13 protein-coding genes are annotated in these 17,818 nt (G+C 40.6%); 7 read left to right on the top strand and 6 right to left on the bottom strand.

Annotated features, from left to right (window positions below; translation table 11 throughout):
• Window positions 1-7: 7 nt before the first annotated feature.
• Window positions 8-301, bottom strand: coding sequence for a hypothetical protein (locus tag KUA50_RS02155; RefSeq protein ID WP_118116170.1), 294 nt, complete (start codon window positions 299-301; stop codon window positions 8-10).
• A gap of 92 nt (window positions 302-393) precedes the next feature.
• Entirely contained in the window at window positions 394-1,041 is a 648-nt protein-coding gene (locus KUA50_RS02150) for a hypothetical protein (RefSeq protein ID WP_118116172.1), read from the bottom strand.
• Between the two features lie 239 nt (window positions 1,042-1,280).
• On the opposite strand from KUA50_RS02150, the gene KUA50_RS02145 reads away from it, so the two are divergent.
• The 4 genes from KUA50_RS02145 to KUA50_RS02130 are packed head-to-tail and all read left to right on the top strand — an operon-like array spanning window position 1,281 to window position 6,650.
• The gene (locus KUA50_RS02145) at window positions 1,281-2,711 is read left to right on the top strand and encodes an undecaprenyl-phosphate glucose phosphotransferase (protein ID WP_218457873.1); all 1,431 of its coding nucleotides are present in this window, start codon (window positions 1,281-1,283) and stop codon (window positions 2,709-2,711) included.
• Window positions 2,712-2,728: 17 nt separating this feature from the next.
• Window positions 2,729-3,604 (top strand): glucose-1-phosphate thymidylyltransferase RfbA, encoded by an 876-nt coding sequence (rfbA, locus tag KUA50_RS02140; protein WP_022110174.1) that lies wholly within the window; start codon window positions 2,729-2,731, stop codon window positions 3,602-3,604.
• Between the two features lie 58 nt (window positions 3,605-3,662).
• A complete protein-coding gene (locus KUA50_RS02135; RefSeq protein WP_218457872.1) occupies window positions 3,663-6,212 on the top strand; it encodes a GumC family protein in 2,550 nt (849 codons plus the stop codon).
• Window positions 6,213-6,221: 9 nt separating this feature from the next.
• Window positions 6,222-6,650 carry a BT0820 family HAD-type phosphatase gene (locus tag KUA50_RS02130; protein ID WP_022110176.1) on the top strand — a complete coding sequence of 143 codons (429 nt, stop codon included), beginning with the start codon at window positions 6,222-6,224 and terminating at the stop codon, window positions 6,648-6,650.
• A gap of 94 nt (window positions 6,651-6,744) precedes the next feature.
• On the opposite strand, the gene KUA50_RS02125 is transcribed toward KUA50_RS02130, so the two are convergent.
• From KUA50_RS02125 to KUA50_RS02110, 4 genes are all read right to left on the bottom strand, one after another.
• Window positions 6,745-8,895 (bottom strand): peptidylprolyl isomerase, encoded by a 2,151-nt coding sequence (locus KUA50_RS02125; protein ID WP_218456960.1) that lies wholly within the window; start codon window positions 8,893-8,895, stop codon window positions 6,745-6,747.
• Window positions 8,896-9,147: 252 nt separating this feature from the next.
• Window positions 9,148-10,416 (bottom strand): hemolysin family protein, encoded by a 1,269-nt coding sequence (locus KUA50_RS02120; protein ID WP_218456959.1) that lies wholly within the window; start codon window positions 10,414-10,416, stop codon window positions 9,148-9,150.
• Between the two features lie 17 nt (window positions 10,417-10,433).
• Window positions 10,434-11,093, bottom strand: coding sequence for an LPS export ABC transporter periplasmic protein LptC (gene lptC, locus KUA50_RS02115; protein ID WP_218456958.1), 660 nt, complete (start codon window positions 11,091-11,093; stop codon window positions 10,434-10,436).
• A gap of 9 nt (window positions 11,094-11,102) precedes the next feature.
• Complete coding sequence (locus KUA50_RS02110; RefSeq protein ID WP_218456957.1) at window positions 11,103-12,401, bottom strand: hypothetical protein; 1,299 nt, start codon at window positions 12,399-12,401, stop codon at window positions 11,103-11,105.
• Between the two features lie 160 nt (window positions 12,402-12,561).
• Here KUA50_RS02110 and KUA50_RS02105 point away from each other — a divergent pair, with 160 nt between their 5' ends.
• The 3 genes from KUA50_RS02105 (at window position 12,562) to secA (ending at window position 17,772) form a co-directional block, all read left to right on the top strand.
• Entirely contained in the window at window positions 12,562-13,797 is a 1,236-nt protein-coding gene (locus tag KUA50_RS02105; RefSeq protein WP_256624257.1) for a DUF4105 domain-containing protein, read from the top strand.
• A gap of 23 nt (window positions 13,798-13,820) precedes the next feature.
• Window positions 13,821-14,183 carry a hypothetical protein gene (locus KUA50_RS02100; protein WP_022110182.1) on the top strand — a complete coding sequence of 121 codons (363 nt, stop codon included), beginning with the start codon at window positions 13,821-13,823 and terminating at the stop codon, window positions 14,181-14,183.
• A 235-nt stretch (window positions 14,184-14,418) separates the two neighbouring features.
• Window positions 14,419-17,772 (top strand): preprotein translocase subunit SecA, encoded by a 3,354-nt coding sequence (gene secA / locus KUA50_RS02095; protein WP_218456955.1) that lies wholly within the window; start codon window positions 14,419-14,421, stop codon window positions 17,770-17,772.
• The last annotated feature ends 46 nt before the right edge of the window (window positions 17,773-17,818 follow it).

The following is a 17,818-nucleotide window of genomic DNA, read 5'->3' as shown; positions in this document are numbered from 1 at the left end:
TATAGTTTTACTGATCACTCAATAACGTGATACATTTGTTAACATCCCTGATAAGTTTAGCTATACGTTTTTGCGTAGCTTCCATATCCGTATCAGAAATCGTCATCATCTTAGCCATTTTGAGACTATTGTAATCATGCTCAGACTGAGATAACTTATCCTCCAACTGTTTGATTTTTGCATCACGCTCATCCACCATAGAGTATAGTTCAGCATTCTCCTTTTTGAGTTCTTCAAACTGGAGAATCATCTGCCTTACTCTTGTAGCAAACGTATTGATGTTTTTCTCATTAGCACTCATTACACTTCTTTTTTGGCTACAAATATAAAGGAATAATTTGAAAAGAACAAATATTCCTCTATATTTTTATTAAATTTAATGAAAAAGTGGTATTACTTACCCATTTTAGCCTTGGCTTTTTCCACATCTTCATCAGAAGGACGTGGTTCTTTCTTAGCCAACATGACTACTTGGTAAGTAAAATCAGTTACCCACTTCTGGCTGAATCCCAAACGTTGGTTCAACTGTCTCAACTGTGCCACAGTCTTCAAGACGCTGGCATCATTGAAATCATTTTTATTGAAAATATCATTTACCGTTTTTTGAGTCATGTTGTATAATGCTTTCTTCATGAAAGAAGGCAAACGCAACTTAAATTTCATCAAGTTACCCATCAACATCATCAAATCCTGTGTAAATGTTTGGAACTGAATCAGATAAACATTGACATCCTGCAATTTGCGGCAATTCTTACGAATACTTTGGTCTATTTCCTTGAAATAATCCTCTTCAGTTCCATAGACGCCCTTCATCATCTTCTTCACATGAGCTTTTTCGCCAATACCTAAACGATTATTGACAGTAGGAACATGGAAGGTATTTTTGAAAACACGAAGGTCAGGAAGCATTGCCAAATTGGTGATACCTAATTGAGAAGCCAAGGCTGCCTGGAAATAGACACGCACCAAAGTCATGTAGTCTTCCATTCCTCCGACCTTTTCTTCATTTTTATGACCGAATAATTTTGAAAATATTCCCATTTCTTATTCTTTTAAACTTTTAAATTTTCAATTGATTTACTAATTTGTTCTGCAAAAATACAATAAAATCGCAAAATATCAAAATTCAAGGCTTCTTTTTTGCAAGAATATGAAATAATTGTGTCCAAAAACAAAGTTTTAACCATAAAAGTTTCAAAATATGAAAAAAAAACGCTAACTTTGCGCACGTTTAAATGATGCATCTTTTAACTTAGCAATAAAAGAAATACCACATTCACATGAAAGAAGCTTATAAAGGTAGTGATATAGTAAGATGGTTGGTAATAGTCGCAGACTTTATCATTCTCAACTTTGTTCTTTTTCTGGCTATCAACTGGGATAAGATCTCTGTTCCAATAGTCTTTTTCCATGCAAGCAAGATATGTTATTTTGTAGCTAACGTTTCACTTTTCTTAGGTGAACTACTCTTTGCATCCATTATCCACATTCGTAAGATAAGGTTTATACAGGTATTGGGCAGAACTTTCAAATTGATTTTCGCCACGATACTTATCTTCAATCTTACCATGTCCTATTTGCTGAAGGGTGGCTACGACTTAATTAAATTCAGCATCTATTTTGCAGCTGCTACATACATCTGCTTAATTCTCTCTCGATATGCAGAATTGAACATTCTTAAATATTACAGATCAAGAGGTAGAAACATCAAAACAGTTTTATTTATCGGAAACGACCCTGCAGTCATAGAAATGTACAATACGCTGATGGAAGACCCATCTGCCGGATATCGTGTACACGGATATTATGCAAATGAACCGATAGCTAATGCTCCTAAAGAGTTTAAATGGCTGGGGGATATGGAACACCTCAATAAAGTGATGGCAGAAAGCATCAATAATACCATCAATGGTATTCCAAACAATATTGAAGAAGTCTTCTGTTGCCTATCTCATGATTTCTCCAATGAGATAGTACGAATTATGCAGTTCTGTGACAAGAACGTTATTCATTTTTATTATATGCCACGCCAATTCGGAGAATATAGCTTGCACCTGGATTCACAACTCTATCTTGGGAAAAGTGTATTTACCAATCGCCGTGAGCCTTTGGCGAAATTAGGCAACAGAGTTATTAAACGCTGTTTTGATATCGCTGTAAGTTCTATTATTTGTCTCTGTATCTTACCTTTTTTACCTATCATAGCTATCATCATTAAGATACAAAGTCCTGGTCCGATTTTCTTCCGACAGGCAAGAACGGGTCTCAACGGTAACACATTCCAATGTCTGAAGTTCCGTTCAATGCATGTCAACAAAGATGCAGATACAGTTCAAGCTACAGAAAACGACCCAAGAAAGTTTGCTTTCGGAAACTTTATGAGAAAATCCAACATAGATGAGTTCCCACAGTTTTTCAATGTACTCAAGGGAGACATGAGCATAGTTGGACCACGTCCTCATATGCTCCATCATACTGAAATATATGGTTCTATCATCGACAAATACATGGTACGCCACTTCTCCAAGCCAGGAATTACAGGATGGGCACAAGTGACAGGTTTCCGTGGTGAGACCAAGGAGCTTTGGCAGATGGAAGAAAGAATAAAAAGAGATATATGGTATATTGAAAATTGGTCGTTCTGGCTAGATCTGCGCATTATCTACCTGACAGCCAAGAGTATAATCATACACGATAAGAATGCGTATTAATAAAATCACATAAAAATATGAAAGGTATTGTATTAGCAGGTGGATCAGGCACTCGCCTTTACCCCATCACAAAAGGTATCAGCAAACAGTTGATTCCGATTTTTGACAAACCGATGATTTACTATCCGATTTCAGTCTTGATGCTTGCCGGTATCAAGGAAATCCTGATTATCTCCACCCCATTCGACTTACCTGGGTTCCGCAGATTATTAGGTGACGGCAGTGAACTTGGCATTCATTTCGAATATGCAGAACAACCTTCACCAGACGGATTGGCTCAAGCTTTCATCATTGGTGAAAAATTTATTGGAAAAGATAATGTCTGCCTGGTTTTAGGAGACAATATTTTCTATGGTGCAGGATTTACAGGCCTTCTCAAAGATAGTGTTAAGGCAGCTGAAAATGGTCTGGCCAGTGTTTTCGGCTACTATGTGAACGACCCAGAAAGATATGGAGTTGCAGAATTTGACAAAGAAGGCAACTGCCTCAGCATTGAAGAAAAGCCTGCTGAGCCTAAGAGCAATTATGCTGTAGTTGGTCTGTATTTCTATCCTAACAGCGTAGTAGAAATCGCCAAGAACATTAAGCCAAGTGCTCGTGGAGAACTGGAAATAACCACCGTGAACCAAGAATATCTCAAGCAAAAGGTACTGAAGGTAAGAACTTTACAGCGTGGATTTGCCTGGCTTGATACCGGAACGCATGATAGCCTTTCAGAAGCCAGCACCTTTATTGAGGTCATCGAAAAGCGTCAGGGGTTGAAAGTTGCATGCCTGGAAGAAATCGCATTCAAACAGGGATGGATTAACGCTGAACAACTCAAGGAATTAGCCAAACCAATGCTCAAAAATGGTTATGGACAATATTTGATGGAATTGGCCACTACTAAATAGGCAAATTGCATAAAGAGATCATACATATAATAATATAATAATAAACGACATTTGAATAATGGAAGAAAACAAGAACTTAGAATTGGAGAGTATCCAGGAGAACGAGGAAAAGTCAAGTTTTGACTTTGCCACTATCTACACGGTTCTCATACTCAACTGGAAGTGGTTTGTACTCTCCCTTATCATCTGTATGGGCGCAGCCCACATATATTTGCGCTATGCAACGCCAATATACCAATCTGCAGCCAAACTCTTGATCAAGGATGACGAAGGCTCAGGAAGCCGCAGAGGTGGTAATTCTATCCAGAGTGCCACAAACTTGGGTATCATATCAAACTCCAATGGTATTGATAACGAGATGGAAATTTTGAAGTCCAGAACCCTGGCTCAACAAGCTGTCTATGACTTGAAACTTTATGTGAATTACAGACATGAAGGCAAGTTGAAAGACCATGTTCTTTATGGTGATCAGGAAGTGAACATTGATATGGACTTGGAGCATTTGAAGAAACTGAATGCACCGATGAACTTCAAGATTACAAGAGAAGGTAGAAACTATCATGTAACAGGCTCTTACTATGTTCCGATAGATAACAACTCATTCAACCCTGAAGCTGTCAATATAGACAAGACATTCTCAGCACTTCCTGCTACTATCGGTACAAGAGTAGGCATAGTAAAATTCACACTAAACGGCAACTATATGTTGAGAGATGGTGAATCTCTCAAAGCTACCATGATTGCTCCAGAGATAGCTGCAGGCAAATATGTAGGAAGCCTGAACGTAGCACAGGCCTCTAAAACTACGACCATTGTTGATTTGGTGCTGAACGATGAGATTCCACAAAGAGCTATTGATTATCTGAAGCAGTTGGCTATCGTATATAACAGACAAGCCAACGAAGACAAAAACGAAATTGCAGTACGCACCGAGCAGTTTATCAATCAGCGATTGGAAAAAATCAACGCAGAATTGGGTAATACAGAAGGACAATTGGAGAATTACAAGAAGCGTAACAATATGGTTGAGTTGAAGATGAATGCATCTCAGGCTGTTGCAAACGCAGACCAATATGCCCAGAAGTTGAACGAAGCCAATACACAGGTGGCTCTGTTGGATGAATTGACTAAGTACATGAATGAGCCAAGCAACCGTCACCAGCCTATCCCATCAAATGTAGGTCTGTCTGATGCGAGTGCTACTTCCCTTATCAACGAATATAACAGAATTGCCTTGCAGCGCAATCAGTTACTCCATAGTGCAAGTGAGAATTCGCCTACAGTAACACCATTGACAGCCCAATTGGACGACTTGAATTCATCTATCAAGCGTGCAATGACACAAGCCCGTGCTGGTTTGAAAATTCAACGTAACAGCATTGCAGCTCAAGCAGGCAAGTATGAAGGACAAATCAACAATACTCCAGAACAAGAGCGAATGTTGACACAGATTGGTCGCCAGCAGGAAGTAAAATCAGGCTTGTATTTGATGTTGCTCCAGAAGCGTGAGGAAAACTCTATTTCATTAGCAGCTACAGCAGATAAAGGTAAGCTTATCGACAACCCTGTGTTTGCAGGTAAGGTAACTCCTAAGAATTCTATGATTATGCTGATTGCTTTGATTCTTGGTTTGGCTATTCCTGCAGGTATCCTCTTCCTCTTGGAATTCTTCCGCTACAAGATTGAGGGACATAACGATGTTGCAAAATTGACAAACTTGCCTATCATCGCTGATGTAGCCATCGCAAGTGAACGAGCTAAGACCAAGGCTGATATCGTAGTACATGAGAATAAGAACAACTTAATGGAGGAAATTTTCCGTAGCTTACGTACTAACTTGCAGTTTTTACTCAAGCAACATGACAAGGTGATCATGTTTACTTCTACTACATCTGGTGAGGGTAAAACTTTCATTGCTTCCAATGTGGCAATCAGTTTCGCACTCCTTGGCAAGAAGGTTGTTTTAGTAGGTTTGGATATCCGTAAGCCTCGTCTGGCTGAATTGTTCGAGATAGACAATTACAACCATGGTATTACTAATTTGCTCGTAAAAGACGAAGTAAACTGGAATAACGTAAAAGAACAGATTACCCCGTCTGGCATTAATGACAACCTGGATATCCTCATGGCAGGTCCTGTACCTCCTAACCCAGGTGAATTGGTAACAAGAGAAAGCCTCGAACAAACTATAGAGCACTTGAAAGAGCACTATGATTATATCTTGCTCGATACAGCTCCTGTAGGCCTTGTAACAGACACATTGGCATTGGGCCGAATCTCAAATGCTACTGTTTATGTTTGTCGTGCAGACTTCACCCAGAAGGCAAGTTTTGGTCTCATCAACAGCTTGAGCATGGAGAAGAAATTGCCTAATATGAGTATTGTTCTCAATGGCGTTGACCTGTCTAAGAAGAAGTATGGTTACTATTACGGATACGGAAAGTACGGAAAGTACGGAAAGTATGGCAACTACGGTATGTACGGCAGCAAGGGAAAATATGGCTACAAGAGCTACAGCTATGGAAGCTATGGTTCATATTATGGTAGCTATGGTAATTACAGCAAGAGTCATTATGGCGACATCAATGACGACAGCGTAAAGAAATAAATGTAAAGAATGGCAACTATTGCAGTTGATTTCGATGGCACAATTGTAACTCATGAATACCCAAAGATTGGTACCGAGATACCATTTGCCATCGAAACCTTAAAAATGTTGATCAGAGACCATCACCGCTTAATCCTGTGGAGTGTCCGTGAAGGGCAACTCTTGCAGGAAGCAGTTGACTGGTGCAAAGAGAGAGGAGTAGAATTCTGGGCAGTTAACAAAGACTATCCTGAAGAACGTTTTGAAAACAACAATCACTTCTCAAGAAAACTGAAAGCTGACTATTTCATTGATGACAGAAATATAGGCGGACTTCCCGACTGGGGACAAATTTACCAGATAATAAGCCAGGGAAAGAGCTATAGAAGCATCATCAAGGAAAGCATGGGAGCGAACCAAGAACCACCCAAGAAAAAGCATTGGTGGAGTCGAGGATAAACTATATCACATATCATAAGATATATAAAAACAAAAGAGCGTGGCTTCGAAATGAAGCCACGCTCTTTTGTTTTTATATGAAATTCTCTTATACTTAGAAGAAGAGATATCTGTTATCTACGACATTTGCATTGAGATAAAGCTCGTTCATGAAGTTACCAGCATACTGCATAGACTTCTGACGGCATTTCTGCTCCTGTGCCTTTTCATCAAACTTAACTGGTCTGTTAGACTTATTAGTAACCAAGAAGAGATATACACCAGCATTACCCTTTACAGGATGAGCAGAGAATACACCCTTCTTAGTGACAGAAACAGCACCAGAAAGAGCAGGTTCGCTTGCACCAGCAGAAGCTACAAATACAGGAGCTGCAAAAGTAATCTGATTAACCACAGAAACCTTAGCACCCTTAGACTTAGCTGCAGCGATATTCTTAACACCATTCAGTTTAGCTTCAATCATCTCTGCCTTCTTGTCCTTGATTACCTCAGCCTTAACCATCTCCTTAACCTGAGGATCATCTAAGCCACGGAAACCAATACGATTAATCTTATCAAGTACTACAACCAAAAGGTGATCGTTGTTACCGCATTCATACATAGGAGACACAGAACCCTCTTTAGCCTCAAAAATCCACTTGAGAGCCTCACGAGTAGAATGGATGTTTGCTACATAGTGAGTAGCTGTTGTAATATCCTTCAAATCCTGAACCTTATAACCGCTCTTTGCAGCATTCTTCACAATCTCATCAGCAGTCTGGTTGGCGCTGACAAAACTTGAGAACTTGTTGTAAGCAGTACGATAAGTATCCTGAGAGAAATCAACATTCTTCTTGATGACAGCAGCTGTATATTTCTCGATCATAGCCTTACGGTCACAAACTTGAAGAATCACATAACCCTGTCCCAACTGCAACTGAGAAGTTGCATTGACAGCCTGAGTATTCAAAGCGTTAATGAATGCCTTATTGTCCTTATCCATAGACTGAGCAAACTCATACTGACGAGTTGTCATCCATGCCTTTTCACCAGTCTGACCATACTTCTTAGCGATAGCCTCGAAATCAGCACCACCAGAAATAGCACCCTGGATAGAATCAGCCTTTGTCTTAGCTTCAGCAACAGAAGCTGCGGCAACCTGAATAACACGATACTGAATAGAATCAGGCAACTGCTGCTTGTTAACCAACTTGACAATATTCAAAGTATTGTCAGCAGTATTAGCCTTCACCGCAGTAGTAGCACCAACAGCCATAGAATCAAGAGTTGCTGCGATATCTGAAGGGAAAGCATCCTTAGCAACAGGAATACCCAAGTAAGCAACTGTAGATGCAGACTTGCGAACAACCTCTGTAGGATCTGCTGCAGCAGCTAACTGAGTATGGTAACCAGCAAATTCCTTGTTAAGAGCAGCGCGGTCTGCCTGAGAAGCCTCTACCTGAATATCAACGAACTTGATATCACGGCTCTCAACAGGCTGCTTGAAACGGGCCTTCATCTCATCATACTTAGCCTTCAAATCACTTTCAACAACCTTCACCTTGTCATCCTGGATATCAGAATAAGGGAAAGCAGCCAACTGAATCTTGCTCTCCTCGTTTTCCTCCTTGAAAGCCATCTTAGCCTCTACAGGATTTGAAAGGAAACAGTGTGCGAGCAAAGACTGATACTTTTGAGCCAAAGTCTGCTGACGAAGAGTCTTCTCGATGAATGACCAATAGTTGTAAATCTTAGTGTATTGATCCATCATCTGGGCATTTGCAGATGGATTAGCCTTCTGAGCCTTATAATCAGCCAAGAACTTCTGCAATGCAGAAACATCAAAGCGTCCTGTCTGCTGATTAACAAAAGGAGTCTGAGCCAACATTGGACTAGTACCTGTCTTCAAGATATCCTGAAGCTCTGCATCAGTAACTGTGAGACCCAACTTCTCTGCCTCATGAGCAACAATCTTGTTCTGGATATATGAATTCCAAACCATATCCTTGACTTGGTTCATCTGCTCCTCAGGGAGATTGTCCTGTCCCTGTTGCATTTTAATTACTTCGGTGTACTCATCTACGAGTTTCTGGAACTCCTGTACACTGATTTTCTCGCCAAATACCTCACCAATCTGCTGACGTTCGTTGTTCTTCGCAGAATCACAAGAACGGAAAGCTTCTTCGGCAATAAAGGCGAAGAGACCGAAACTGATAATGCAAACCAGAATGACGCCTCTTTTTCTAATTGTTCCTAATGCTGCCATTACGTTTTAATTTTATTTTTATTTTTTGTTTATTTTCTCTATTTATATAGACTTTTCTTTCCATATCCAAGCTTCGAATCGATGAAAGCAAGGGAAGACTTTAGCCAATTGTTTGCAAAAATACAAAGAAAATTGGAAATAAGGGAATTTTTTAATGTCTTTTTTGGACATACATGCCAAAAAGAGTAAAAAATAGCAAGAAAAAAGCACTTATCGCAAATGACAAGTGCTTTTTGCTATATTTTTAGGAGTTCACTTCAACAAATGTAAGTGAACTAATTCTATTTTTCGAGAGGTTGATTTTATGATTTTAAACTCAAACTTACCGATTTCGATAACTTCATTCAACTTTGGAAAACTCTGATATTCATGAAGTATCAAGCCTCCGACAGTCATGTATTCATCACTTTCAGGCAAGTCTAAATCAAACATCTCATTTACCTTATCTATTTCCAGACGAGCTGACAACAGATAATCACCTTCTGGGGTCCGTTTGGCTACATATTTAGCAGAATCATGCTCATCCTCAATATCACCGAAGATTTCCTCCACAATATCCTCCAAACTGACCAGTCCGCTGGTACCTCCGAATTCATCTACGACAACACCCAATGTTTTCTTCTGCTGAAGGAAAATCTGCATCAGCTTTTGCGCCTGCATCGTCTCAGGAACAAAAGGCATCGTACGAATATGGTCTTGCCATTTCTTAGGATTACGGAATAATTCGGAGCTATGAATATAGCCTTCTACATGATCGATATCATCCTTATATACCACAATCTTAGAATTACCACTCTCCACGAATTTCTGACGCAAGTCCTCAAGCGTTGCATCCAGTCCAACCGCCTGAATTTCAGTACGAGGAACCATACAATCCCTTACTCTGGTATCCGAGAAATCCAAAGCGTTCTGGAATATCTTGACCTCATCGTTAATATCAGAATCCTTCTCTGCATTATCTATACTGGATTGGACAAGATAATCCAAATCCACTTTAGAGAATCCTTCATCCCCAGTCTCATCATCCATTTTAACACCAAGAATCTTCAACAGTATCTTACTCAAAAAAGTACTGAACTTACTGATAGGCCAAAGGATGACATAACATAAGTAAGCTAAAGGGCTGAAAAGAGACAACAATCTATTAGGATTGGACTTGAAAAGAGTCTTAGGCAAAAACTCACCCGTGAAAAGCACGATTAATGTAGATAAAATCGTATCAGCAGAAACCTTCAGTCCATCATCCAAGCCACTGAAAATCGTATTATCAAAGAGTCGGGCTATCAGAATACCATACACAACCAAGGCAATATTATTACCCACAAGCATGGTACTGACAAAACCATTAGGATGAGAGTAAAACAAAGAAATAATACGTTGTGTAAATCCGTTTTTTTCTTTATCCATCTCAGCCAACATACGATTGGATGAAACAAAGGCTATTTCCATACCACTGAAAAAGGCAGAAAAAACCATTGTCACCAAGATTCCAATTATGAGACTAATCCCTATTTCTTCCATTTTCTTTTTATTCAATATTAGTGCATAAGCGGAATCGATTTTGTTGCACTTCGCGGAGTAGCTTGCGGACGTAAATTCTGCTTTACAGAATCTGGCTGAGAAGAGATGGTATCACTCTGTGTACCAGCCACATCACCCTTTTCAAAGCTACCTTTAGAATTACTAACAAAATAACGCGTCATCTTCTCGTCACTCCTGAAATATGACCCTTGCAGGGTACGTTCAGGAGTAACTAATTTACTGAAGACATTGCTCGAAAGCTCATGCTTATTTTGATCCCAAGTGAGCTGTTCACTTGTAAATTTCAATCCATCTTTAGTCAAGATACGGACTCTTCCATAAAGTTTCCATATCTTCTGCTGGTCATAATAATAAGCAGTATCACTCTGAATATAACTATTCACATGAAACTTCTCATCGAATTGTTCCAGCAAAATACCCTTTTCAAAAATCCATTGAGAAGGATTCTTACTGGTATTCACTTCCCATCGTTCCGTAACAATACGATATTTCATTACACCCGAATCACTGATGAGCGTATTAACACCATACGAAGTCATCATGGCAACAGAGTCACGCGCCAAGATTGCAGGTGCAGTATGTTCCACTTGTTCCTGGCAAGCCACCAAACAAATGAACATCAATAATCCTAAAAAAGTGCTTTTTATCTTATACATTATTATATATTACTTCATTCTCCACTTTCTAAACCACTCCTCATTGAAAGTAAAGCCTATATTCAAGCGGAAAGTATTTTCATTAATTAAATCCTTTGCAGAACTCTTCACCCACTGTCCACTGATATTGAGGAAAGAACGGTGGTTGTAATTGTTCATAATTGGAATACCGAAACCTGCACTGACAGAGATTTCCTTAGGCCCATCAATACCATTTACCTTATAATATGAAGTTGCATAGCTTACACCGGCACGATATCTCAAACGCTTGAAGAAATGACGGTTATATTCTCCATAACAATACTGCATACCTAAATTGAACTTACTGCGGTCAGAGTAAGCACCATCCACATCAAGGACATGATTCTTGTCATTGACATTTACATATCTTCGAGGATATTTGAGACTACCCCACTTCTGCAAGGTATAATCAAATCCTATTTTCCACTGATCATTATGATTCCACATCAAACCCACACCATACATGTGAGGCAGTTCAAATGCTTTATCAATAGAGAAAAAGGCTGTATCCGATGCATTTGTCTGAGAATTATTAGATATAATATTCATGTCGGCAGCTGCACCAAGATTATGTCCTGGCGAATAGGTTGCACCGATTGTTGCCCAATTCTTCTTGGAAAGCTTGGCTGTATATTGAATACCAAAATCCAACTTATAGCTGTTGACCTGAGTAGAATAAGTACGAATCAACGTATTGTAATTGGAATTGCTATAAGCATTGGAAACATACTTATTGTAATCACCCCAAATATATGCCACATTAGCACCCACAGCCAAACCCTTAACAGGAACCCAACCGACACCAAGATAAACCTGATGAAGTCCACCCTCACCATTATAAGTATTGGTATAAGTAGCATCATTAAACTGTGAGCCTACTTTTTCTGTAGAAGTATAGTTATAACCTACATTAGTAAAAGGCAGCACACCAAAGCTAACACCTAAATGCTTGGCAGCTCTAAAACCGGCAACCACATATTCAAAGTTAGCATTATTAGCATTCTTCTTGACTCCATTCTCTTCGAAATTGGTAATCTGACCAGAGATACCTGCATCAAAAATAAAAGATAAGGAATCTATAGCTGAATATGAGGCAGGGTTCAAGTAGTTGATTTGGTTATGCTCATGAAAACCGAGACCTACACCATTCATACCACGATTAAAACCAGAAGTCTGGTCTGACAACACGCCAAGACCATACTGGCTATATGGAGAATTAGTACCACTTTGGGCATTAACCGAAATAACTGTACCCAACAAAAGGGTTGCTAAAATAAGCTTTCTCATTGATAATTATCATTCAAATTTATATTCAGAGTGCAAAAGTATTAAAAAAAATTAGAAAAAAGAAGGATAATTGAAAATAATAAGGTATTTTTGCATCGTGAAACGATTTAAGTATATTTTTAGAGCTTTTTTAGCCGTTTTGTTAATCAATTTAACGAGTTTGGCTAACGCACAGGATTTTCAGGGTAACAGACCTCAAGAAAATTCTGAGAGAAACTATATGTCATCCCCAGAGTCACAAGCATGGCTCGACTCTGTAGATATATCTCTCCTGACGTGCGGACCAGGACAAGAAGTATGGTCATACTATGGCCATACTGCTCTTCGCATCGAAGACCATGTCCACGGTACAGACCTTGCAGTCAACTGGGGAATGTTCTCCTTCAAGCAGGCCTTTTTCATTCTTCGGTTTGTGTTCGGCATGACCGACTATCAGATAGGTATATTCCCTATGGAGCATTTCATAGCAGAATATTCAAGCGAAGGAAGATGGGTAAGACAACAAAGGCTGGCACTCACCAGAGAGGAGAAGATAAAGATTCTCTCTGCTATTGACGAGAATAACAAAGAAGAGAATCGCACTTACCGCTACAATTTCTTCTTTGACAACTGTACTACCAGAGCCCGTGATATGATTATCAGAAATCTCGGACAACATATCACAGATTTCAAGGACGTTGATGCCCAATCAACCTATCGTAAAGAAATCCATCGCCTGAACGGAAATCACAAATGGGCAAGATTCGGAAATGATTTACTTTTAGGATTCATGGCAGACCGCCCTATCAGTAAACAAGAATGGGAGTTCCTGCCAGAAAACCTCAGTAAGGACTTTGCTACAGAAGCGAGAAAGGACACAACCGTTCAAAAAACGATGGCGGAAGTATATCCAACTAAAACAAGATATATCAAATTAGTAGATAGTACATTCTACCTGATACCGGTACAAGCAGACCATGCAACAGAAAGCGAAAGCATCACTCCATTCAGAGTAGCGCTCGCTCTGGGCGCAGTCATATTCTTATTATCCATCATAGAAGTCTTCAAGCGAAAGAACTTCTGGTGGTTAGAGATGACTCTTCTGATACTTACAGGTATTCCAGGATTTATACTTCTGGCGATGATGTTCTCAGAGCACCCTACCGTTCAGATCAATTTCCAGATTTTGATATTGAATCCACTCAATCTCATCTTTGCATGGAAAACCTGCAGAAATCTGTATAAAGGTAAAATATATTGGTACTATAATATATGGGGAATACTTCTTTTCGTGTCCCTCTTTATGCAAATCTGGCAGCACTATGCAGAAGGTATGGAAATTTTGGCATTATCTTTGCTAATGCGATATGTCATAAGATCCATAGTATATGATCTCCGTAAACAGAAAAACAATTAAACAAATAAAATAAATTAGGATTTATGATTGTCAACAGATATATTACCGCCCTCCTGGTTGTCTTAGCGGCAACAGGCATGGAAGCGCAGACTTATCAGCAGGCACTGAAGTTTGCGCTGACAGATATATCCTATGACGAATTTATCCAGCAACCTGAGGCGAAGGCATTAGAGGAAGACATTCTCTATGTCATCAAGGCTATTAAAGAAGCCTCTGATGAAAACCATTCAAGACCTCAGTTTCACTCAGTATCTGCTTCATTAACAGCAGATACTTCTGACATTCTGACAGACATTCATTCTAATATTTATTTCCACCCTATTCTGGAGCATAAATACAAGGCTCCTTATGGTAGTATTGTTATTCGAGGACCTGATTGTTTTTAATCCCATTGCAAGTCATATAAGGACAGAATCTCACAAATATTACTTGCAAACGAGCATTAATTAACAAAACATTGCTGATTTACAGATATTTTTTGTAAATTTGCAGACAATAAATATAATGTGGAGAAAGAAATAGAGAAAAAGAGAACGACAAGTACTTGTCAAATGACTCATAACTCCTTTATTTTCAATTACTCCCGATAAATTTCGAATAACAAAAAAAATAAATATAACAATGAACTTTAACAAAATTCTTCAGTCATTGTTTGGCAACAAATCAACTCGCGACATGAAGTTGATCCAGCCAATCGTAGAGAAAATCAAGGCAGAATATCCTAATATCAAGGCCTTGAGCAATGACGAGCTTCGTGCTAAGACAAAAGAAATCCAGAAGTATGTACAGGAGTATGCCAACGAGGAGAAAGCTAAGATAGCAGAACTCAAGGCTAAGATAGAAGAAACTCCTATTGACGAGCGTGAAGGTATCTTCAACCAGATTGATAAGTTGGAGAAGGAAGCACTCGACAAATATGAGATTGCCCTCAATGAAGTGCTCCCTACTGCATTCAGTATTGTAAAGGATACAGCTCGCCGTTTTGCAGAAAACGAGGAGACCATCGTTACAGCTACTGATTTTGACCGTGAGTTGGCAGCAGACCCTAAGAATGACTTCATCACCATTGATGGTGATAAGGCTATCTATCACAACCATTGGACAGCAGGTGGTAACGACCTGAAATGGGAAATGGTTCACTACGATGTTCAGCTCTTCGGTGGTGTCGTTTTGCATCAAGGTAAGATTGCCGAGATGGCTACCGGTGAGGGTAAGACACTCGTTGGTACCTGTCCTGTATTCCTGAATGCCTTAACTGGCAATGGTGTACATGTCGTTACTGTCAACGATTACTTGGCAAAGCGTGACTCTGAGTGGATGGGACCTCTCTATATGTTCAATGGTCTTTCTGTAGATTGCATCGATAAGCATCGCCCTAATTCTGACGAGCGTCGCAAAGCATATTTGGCAGATATCACCTTTGGTACAAACAATGAGTTTGGTTTCGACTATTTGCGCGACAACATGGCAACAAGTCCTGCAGACTTGGTACAACGCCAGCACAACTATGCAATCGTCGATGAGGTTGACTCCGTTTTAATTGACGATGCCCGTACTCCACTTATCATTTCCGGTCCAATCCCAAAGGGTGACGATCAGATGTTTGAAGAATACCAGCCATTGGTAGAGCGTCTCTATGAAGTACAGCGCAAACAGGCAACAGAATTGCTCGCAGAAGCTAAGCAGAAGATTAGCGAAGGAAGCAAGACCAAGAATCAGGAAATACTTGAGGCTGGTTTCTTGGCTCTTTACCGTTCATTCAAGGCATTGCCTAAGAATAAGCCATTGATCAAGTACCTTTCTGAGGAAGGTATCAAGGCTGGTTTGTTGAAGACCGAGGAATACTACATGGCTAACAACAACCGTGAGATGCCTAAGGCTGTAGAACCTTTGTATTTCGTGGTAGATGAGAAATTGAATTCAGCCGACCTTACCGACAAGGGTACAGACTGGTTGGCAAAACAGGTAAACGATAAGGAACTTTTCGTATTGCCTGATATCACTACAGAGATGAGTGAGTTGGAAGCTCGCACAGACATCTCTGACCAGGAACGTCTCGACAAGAAAGACGAGATGTTGGCACACTATGGTGTACAGAGTGAACGAGTTCACACACTTCAGCAGTTGCTGAAAGCTTATACCATGTTTAATAAGGACGACGAATATGTTGTCATGGATGGCGAAGTGAAGATTGTCGATGAGCAGACTGGTCGTATCATGGAAGGTCGTCGCTGGAGCGATGGCTTGCATCAGGCTATCGAAGCTAAGGAGCATGTAAAGGTTGAGGCTGCTACTCAGACATTCGCAACTATCACACTCCAGAACTATTTCCGTATGTACCACAAACTCTCTGGTATGACCGGTACTGCAAGCACAGAAGCTGGTGAGTTCTGGGATATTTACAAACTCGACGTAGTTGAGATTCCTACCAACCGTCCTATTGCACGTCACGACTTGGACGACCGCGTCTATAAGACAGCCCGTGAAAAGTATCGTGCCGTCATTGATGAGATTGAAGAAATGCGCAATGCTGGTCGCCCTGTTTTGGTGGGTACAACATCTGTAGAAATCTCAGAGTTGTTGAGCAAGATGTTGAAGATGCGCAACATTCCTCATAACGTATTGAACGCTAAGTTGCACCAGCAGGAGGCTCAGATTGTTGCCGAGGCTGGTCGCTCAACAAATGGCAAGGGTGCCGTAACCATCGCTACCAACATGGCAGGTCGTGGTACCGATATCAAGCTGACTCCAGAAGTAAAGGCTGCAGGTGGTCTTGCTATCATCGGTACAGAACGCCATGAGAGCCGTCGTGTTGACCGTCAGCTCCGTGGTCGTGCAGGTCGTCAGGGTGACCCAGGTTCATCTGTATTCTATGTATCATTGGAAGATAAGCTGATGCGTCTGTTCGCTTCTGAACGTATTGCAAAGGTAATGGACCGTCTTGGTTTCGAGGATGGCGAGCGTATCGAGAGTCCTATGATCAGCAAGAGCATCGAGCGTGCCCAGCGCAAGGTTGAGGAAAACAACTTCGGTATCCGTAAGCACCTCCTGGAGTATGATGACGTGATGAACCGTCAGCGTACCGTTATCTATGAAAAGCGTCGTCACGCCTTGATGGGTGAGCGTATCGGCATGGATATCACCAACATTATTTGGGACCGCTGCTTGAATATCATCAATAACAATGATTTCGATGGTGCAAAGGAAGAGTTCCTCAAGGTTCTTGCTATGGAGATTCCATTTACCGAGGAAGAATACGAATCTGGCAGACGTGAAGATTTGGCAGAGCGTGCATTCCAGGAGGCAATGGCAGCGTTCAAGCGCAAGACAGACCGCATTCAGGCTACTGCATTCCCTATCATCAAGCAAGTATTTGAAGACCAGGGTGCAATGTACGAGCGCATCATGGTGCCACTGACAGATGGTAAGCGTATGTACCAGATACCATGCAACCTCAAGGAAGCTTACGAGTCTGAGGCTAAGAGTGTTGTGAAGGAATTCGAGAAGAGCGTCTTGCTCCATATCATTGATGATGACTGGAAAGAGAATCTCCGCAAACTGGACGAACTCCGTCACTCAGTACAGAACGCCAGCTACGAGCAGAAAGATCCATTGTTGATCTACAAACTGGAGAGTGCCAAGATTTGGGACGCAATGATCAACGAGATGTACGATCGTATTTCAAGCATCCTGATGCGTGGTCAGATTCCTGTAATGGAACAACAGCCTGTACAAGAGGCTGCTCCAGAACAGCCTACACAGCAGAACTATGTAGAGTCTAAGGTTGACATTGACGAAGAGCGTGAACGTGCAGAGCGTGCTGCTCAACAGGCTGCAGCCAACCAAGACACTCGTGAAGGCGCAAGCCTGGCAAACCACACTCCTTACCGTGCAGAGCGCATGCCTCGTCCAAACGATCCATGTCCATGCGGCAGCGGCAAGAAGTTCAAGAACTGCCACGGCAGAAACTTGTAATCACAAGAAATGGTGATGCTCTTATATATATAATAAGGTATAAGAA

Source organism: Segatella hominis (assembly GCF_019249725.2).
GTDB lineage: Bacteria > Bacteroidota > Bacteroidia > Bacteroidales > Bacteroidaceae > Prevotella.
Note: the sequence above shows the minus strand (reverse complement) of the source record. Positions and strands in the feature narration are given on the sequence as shown.

Excerpts from the sequence above, each read along its gene's own strand:
- rfbA (WP_022110174.1), top strand. The coding sequence starts at position 2,729 with ATGAAAGGTATTGTATTAGCAGGTGGATCAGGCACTCGCCTTTACCCC.
- KUA50_RS02150 (WP_118116172.1), bottom strand. The coding sequence starts at position 1,041 with ATGGGAATATTTTCAAAATTATTCGGTCATAAAAATGAAGAAAAGGTC.
- secA (WP_218456955.1), top strand. The coding sequence starts at position 14,419 with ATGAACTTTAACAAAATTCTTCAGTCATTGTTTGGCAACAAATCAACT.
- KUA50_RS02155 (WP_118116170.1), bottom strand. The coding sequence starts at position 301 with ATGAGTGCTAATGAGAAAAACATCAATACGTTTGCTACAAGAGTAAGG.
- KUA50_RS02135 (WP_218457872.1), top strand. The coding sequence starts at position 3,663 with ATGGAAGAAAACAAGAACTTAGAATTGGAGAGTATCCAGGAGAACGAG.
- KUA50_RS02145 (WP_218457873.1), top strand. The coding sequence starts at position 1,281 with ATGAAAGAAGCTTATAAAGGTAGTGATATAGTAAGATGGTTGGTAATA.
- KUA50_RS02130 (WP_022110176.1), top strand. The coding sequence starts at position 6,222 with ATGGCAACTATTGCAGTTGATTTCGATGGCACAATTGTAACTCATGAA.
- KUA50_RS02110 (WP_218456957.1), bottom strand. The coding sequence starts at position 12,401 with ATGAGAAAGCTTATTTTAGCAACCCTTTTGTTGGGTACAGTTATTTCG.
- lptC (WP_218456958.1), bottom strand. The coding sequence starts at position 11,093 with ATGTATAAGATAAAAAGCACTTTTTTAGGATTATTGATGTTCATTTGT.
- KUA50_RS02125 (WP_218456960.1), bottom strand. The coding sequence starts at position 8,895 with ATGGCAGCATTAGGAACAATTAGAAAAAGAGGCGTCATTCTGGTTTGC.
- KUA50_RS02100 (WP_022110182.1), top strand. The coding sequence starts at position 13,821 with ATGATTGTCAACAGATATATTACCGCCCTCCTGGTTGTCTTAGCGGCA.
- KUA50_RS02120 (WP_218456959.1), bottom strand. The coding sequence starts at position 10,416 with ATGGAAGAAATAGGGATTAGTCTCATAATTGGAATCTTGGTGACAATG.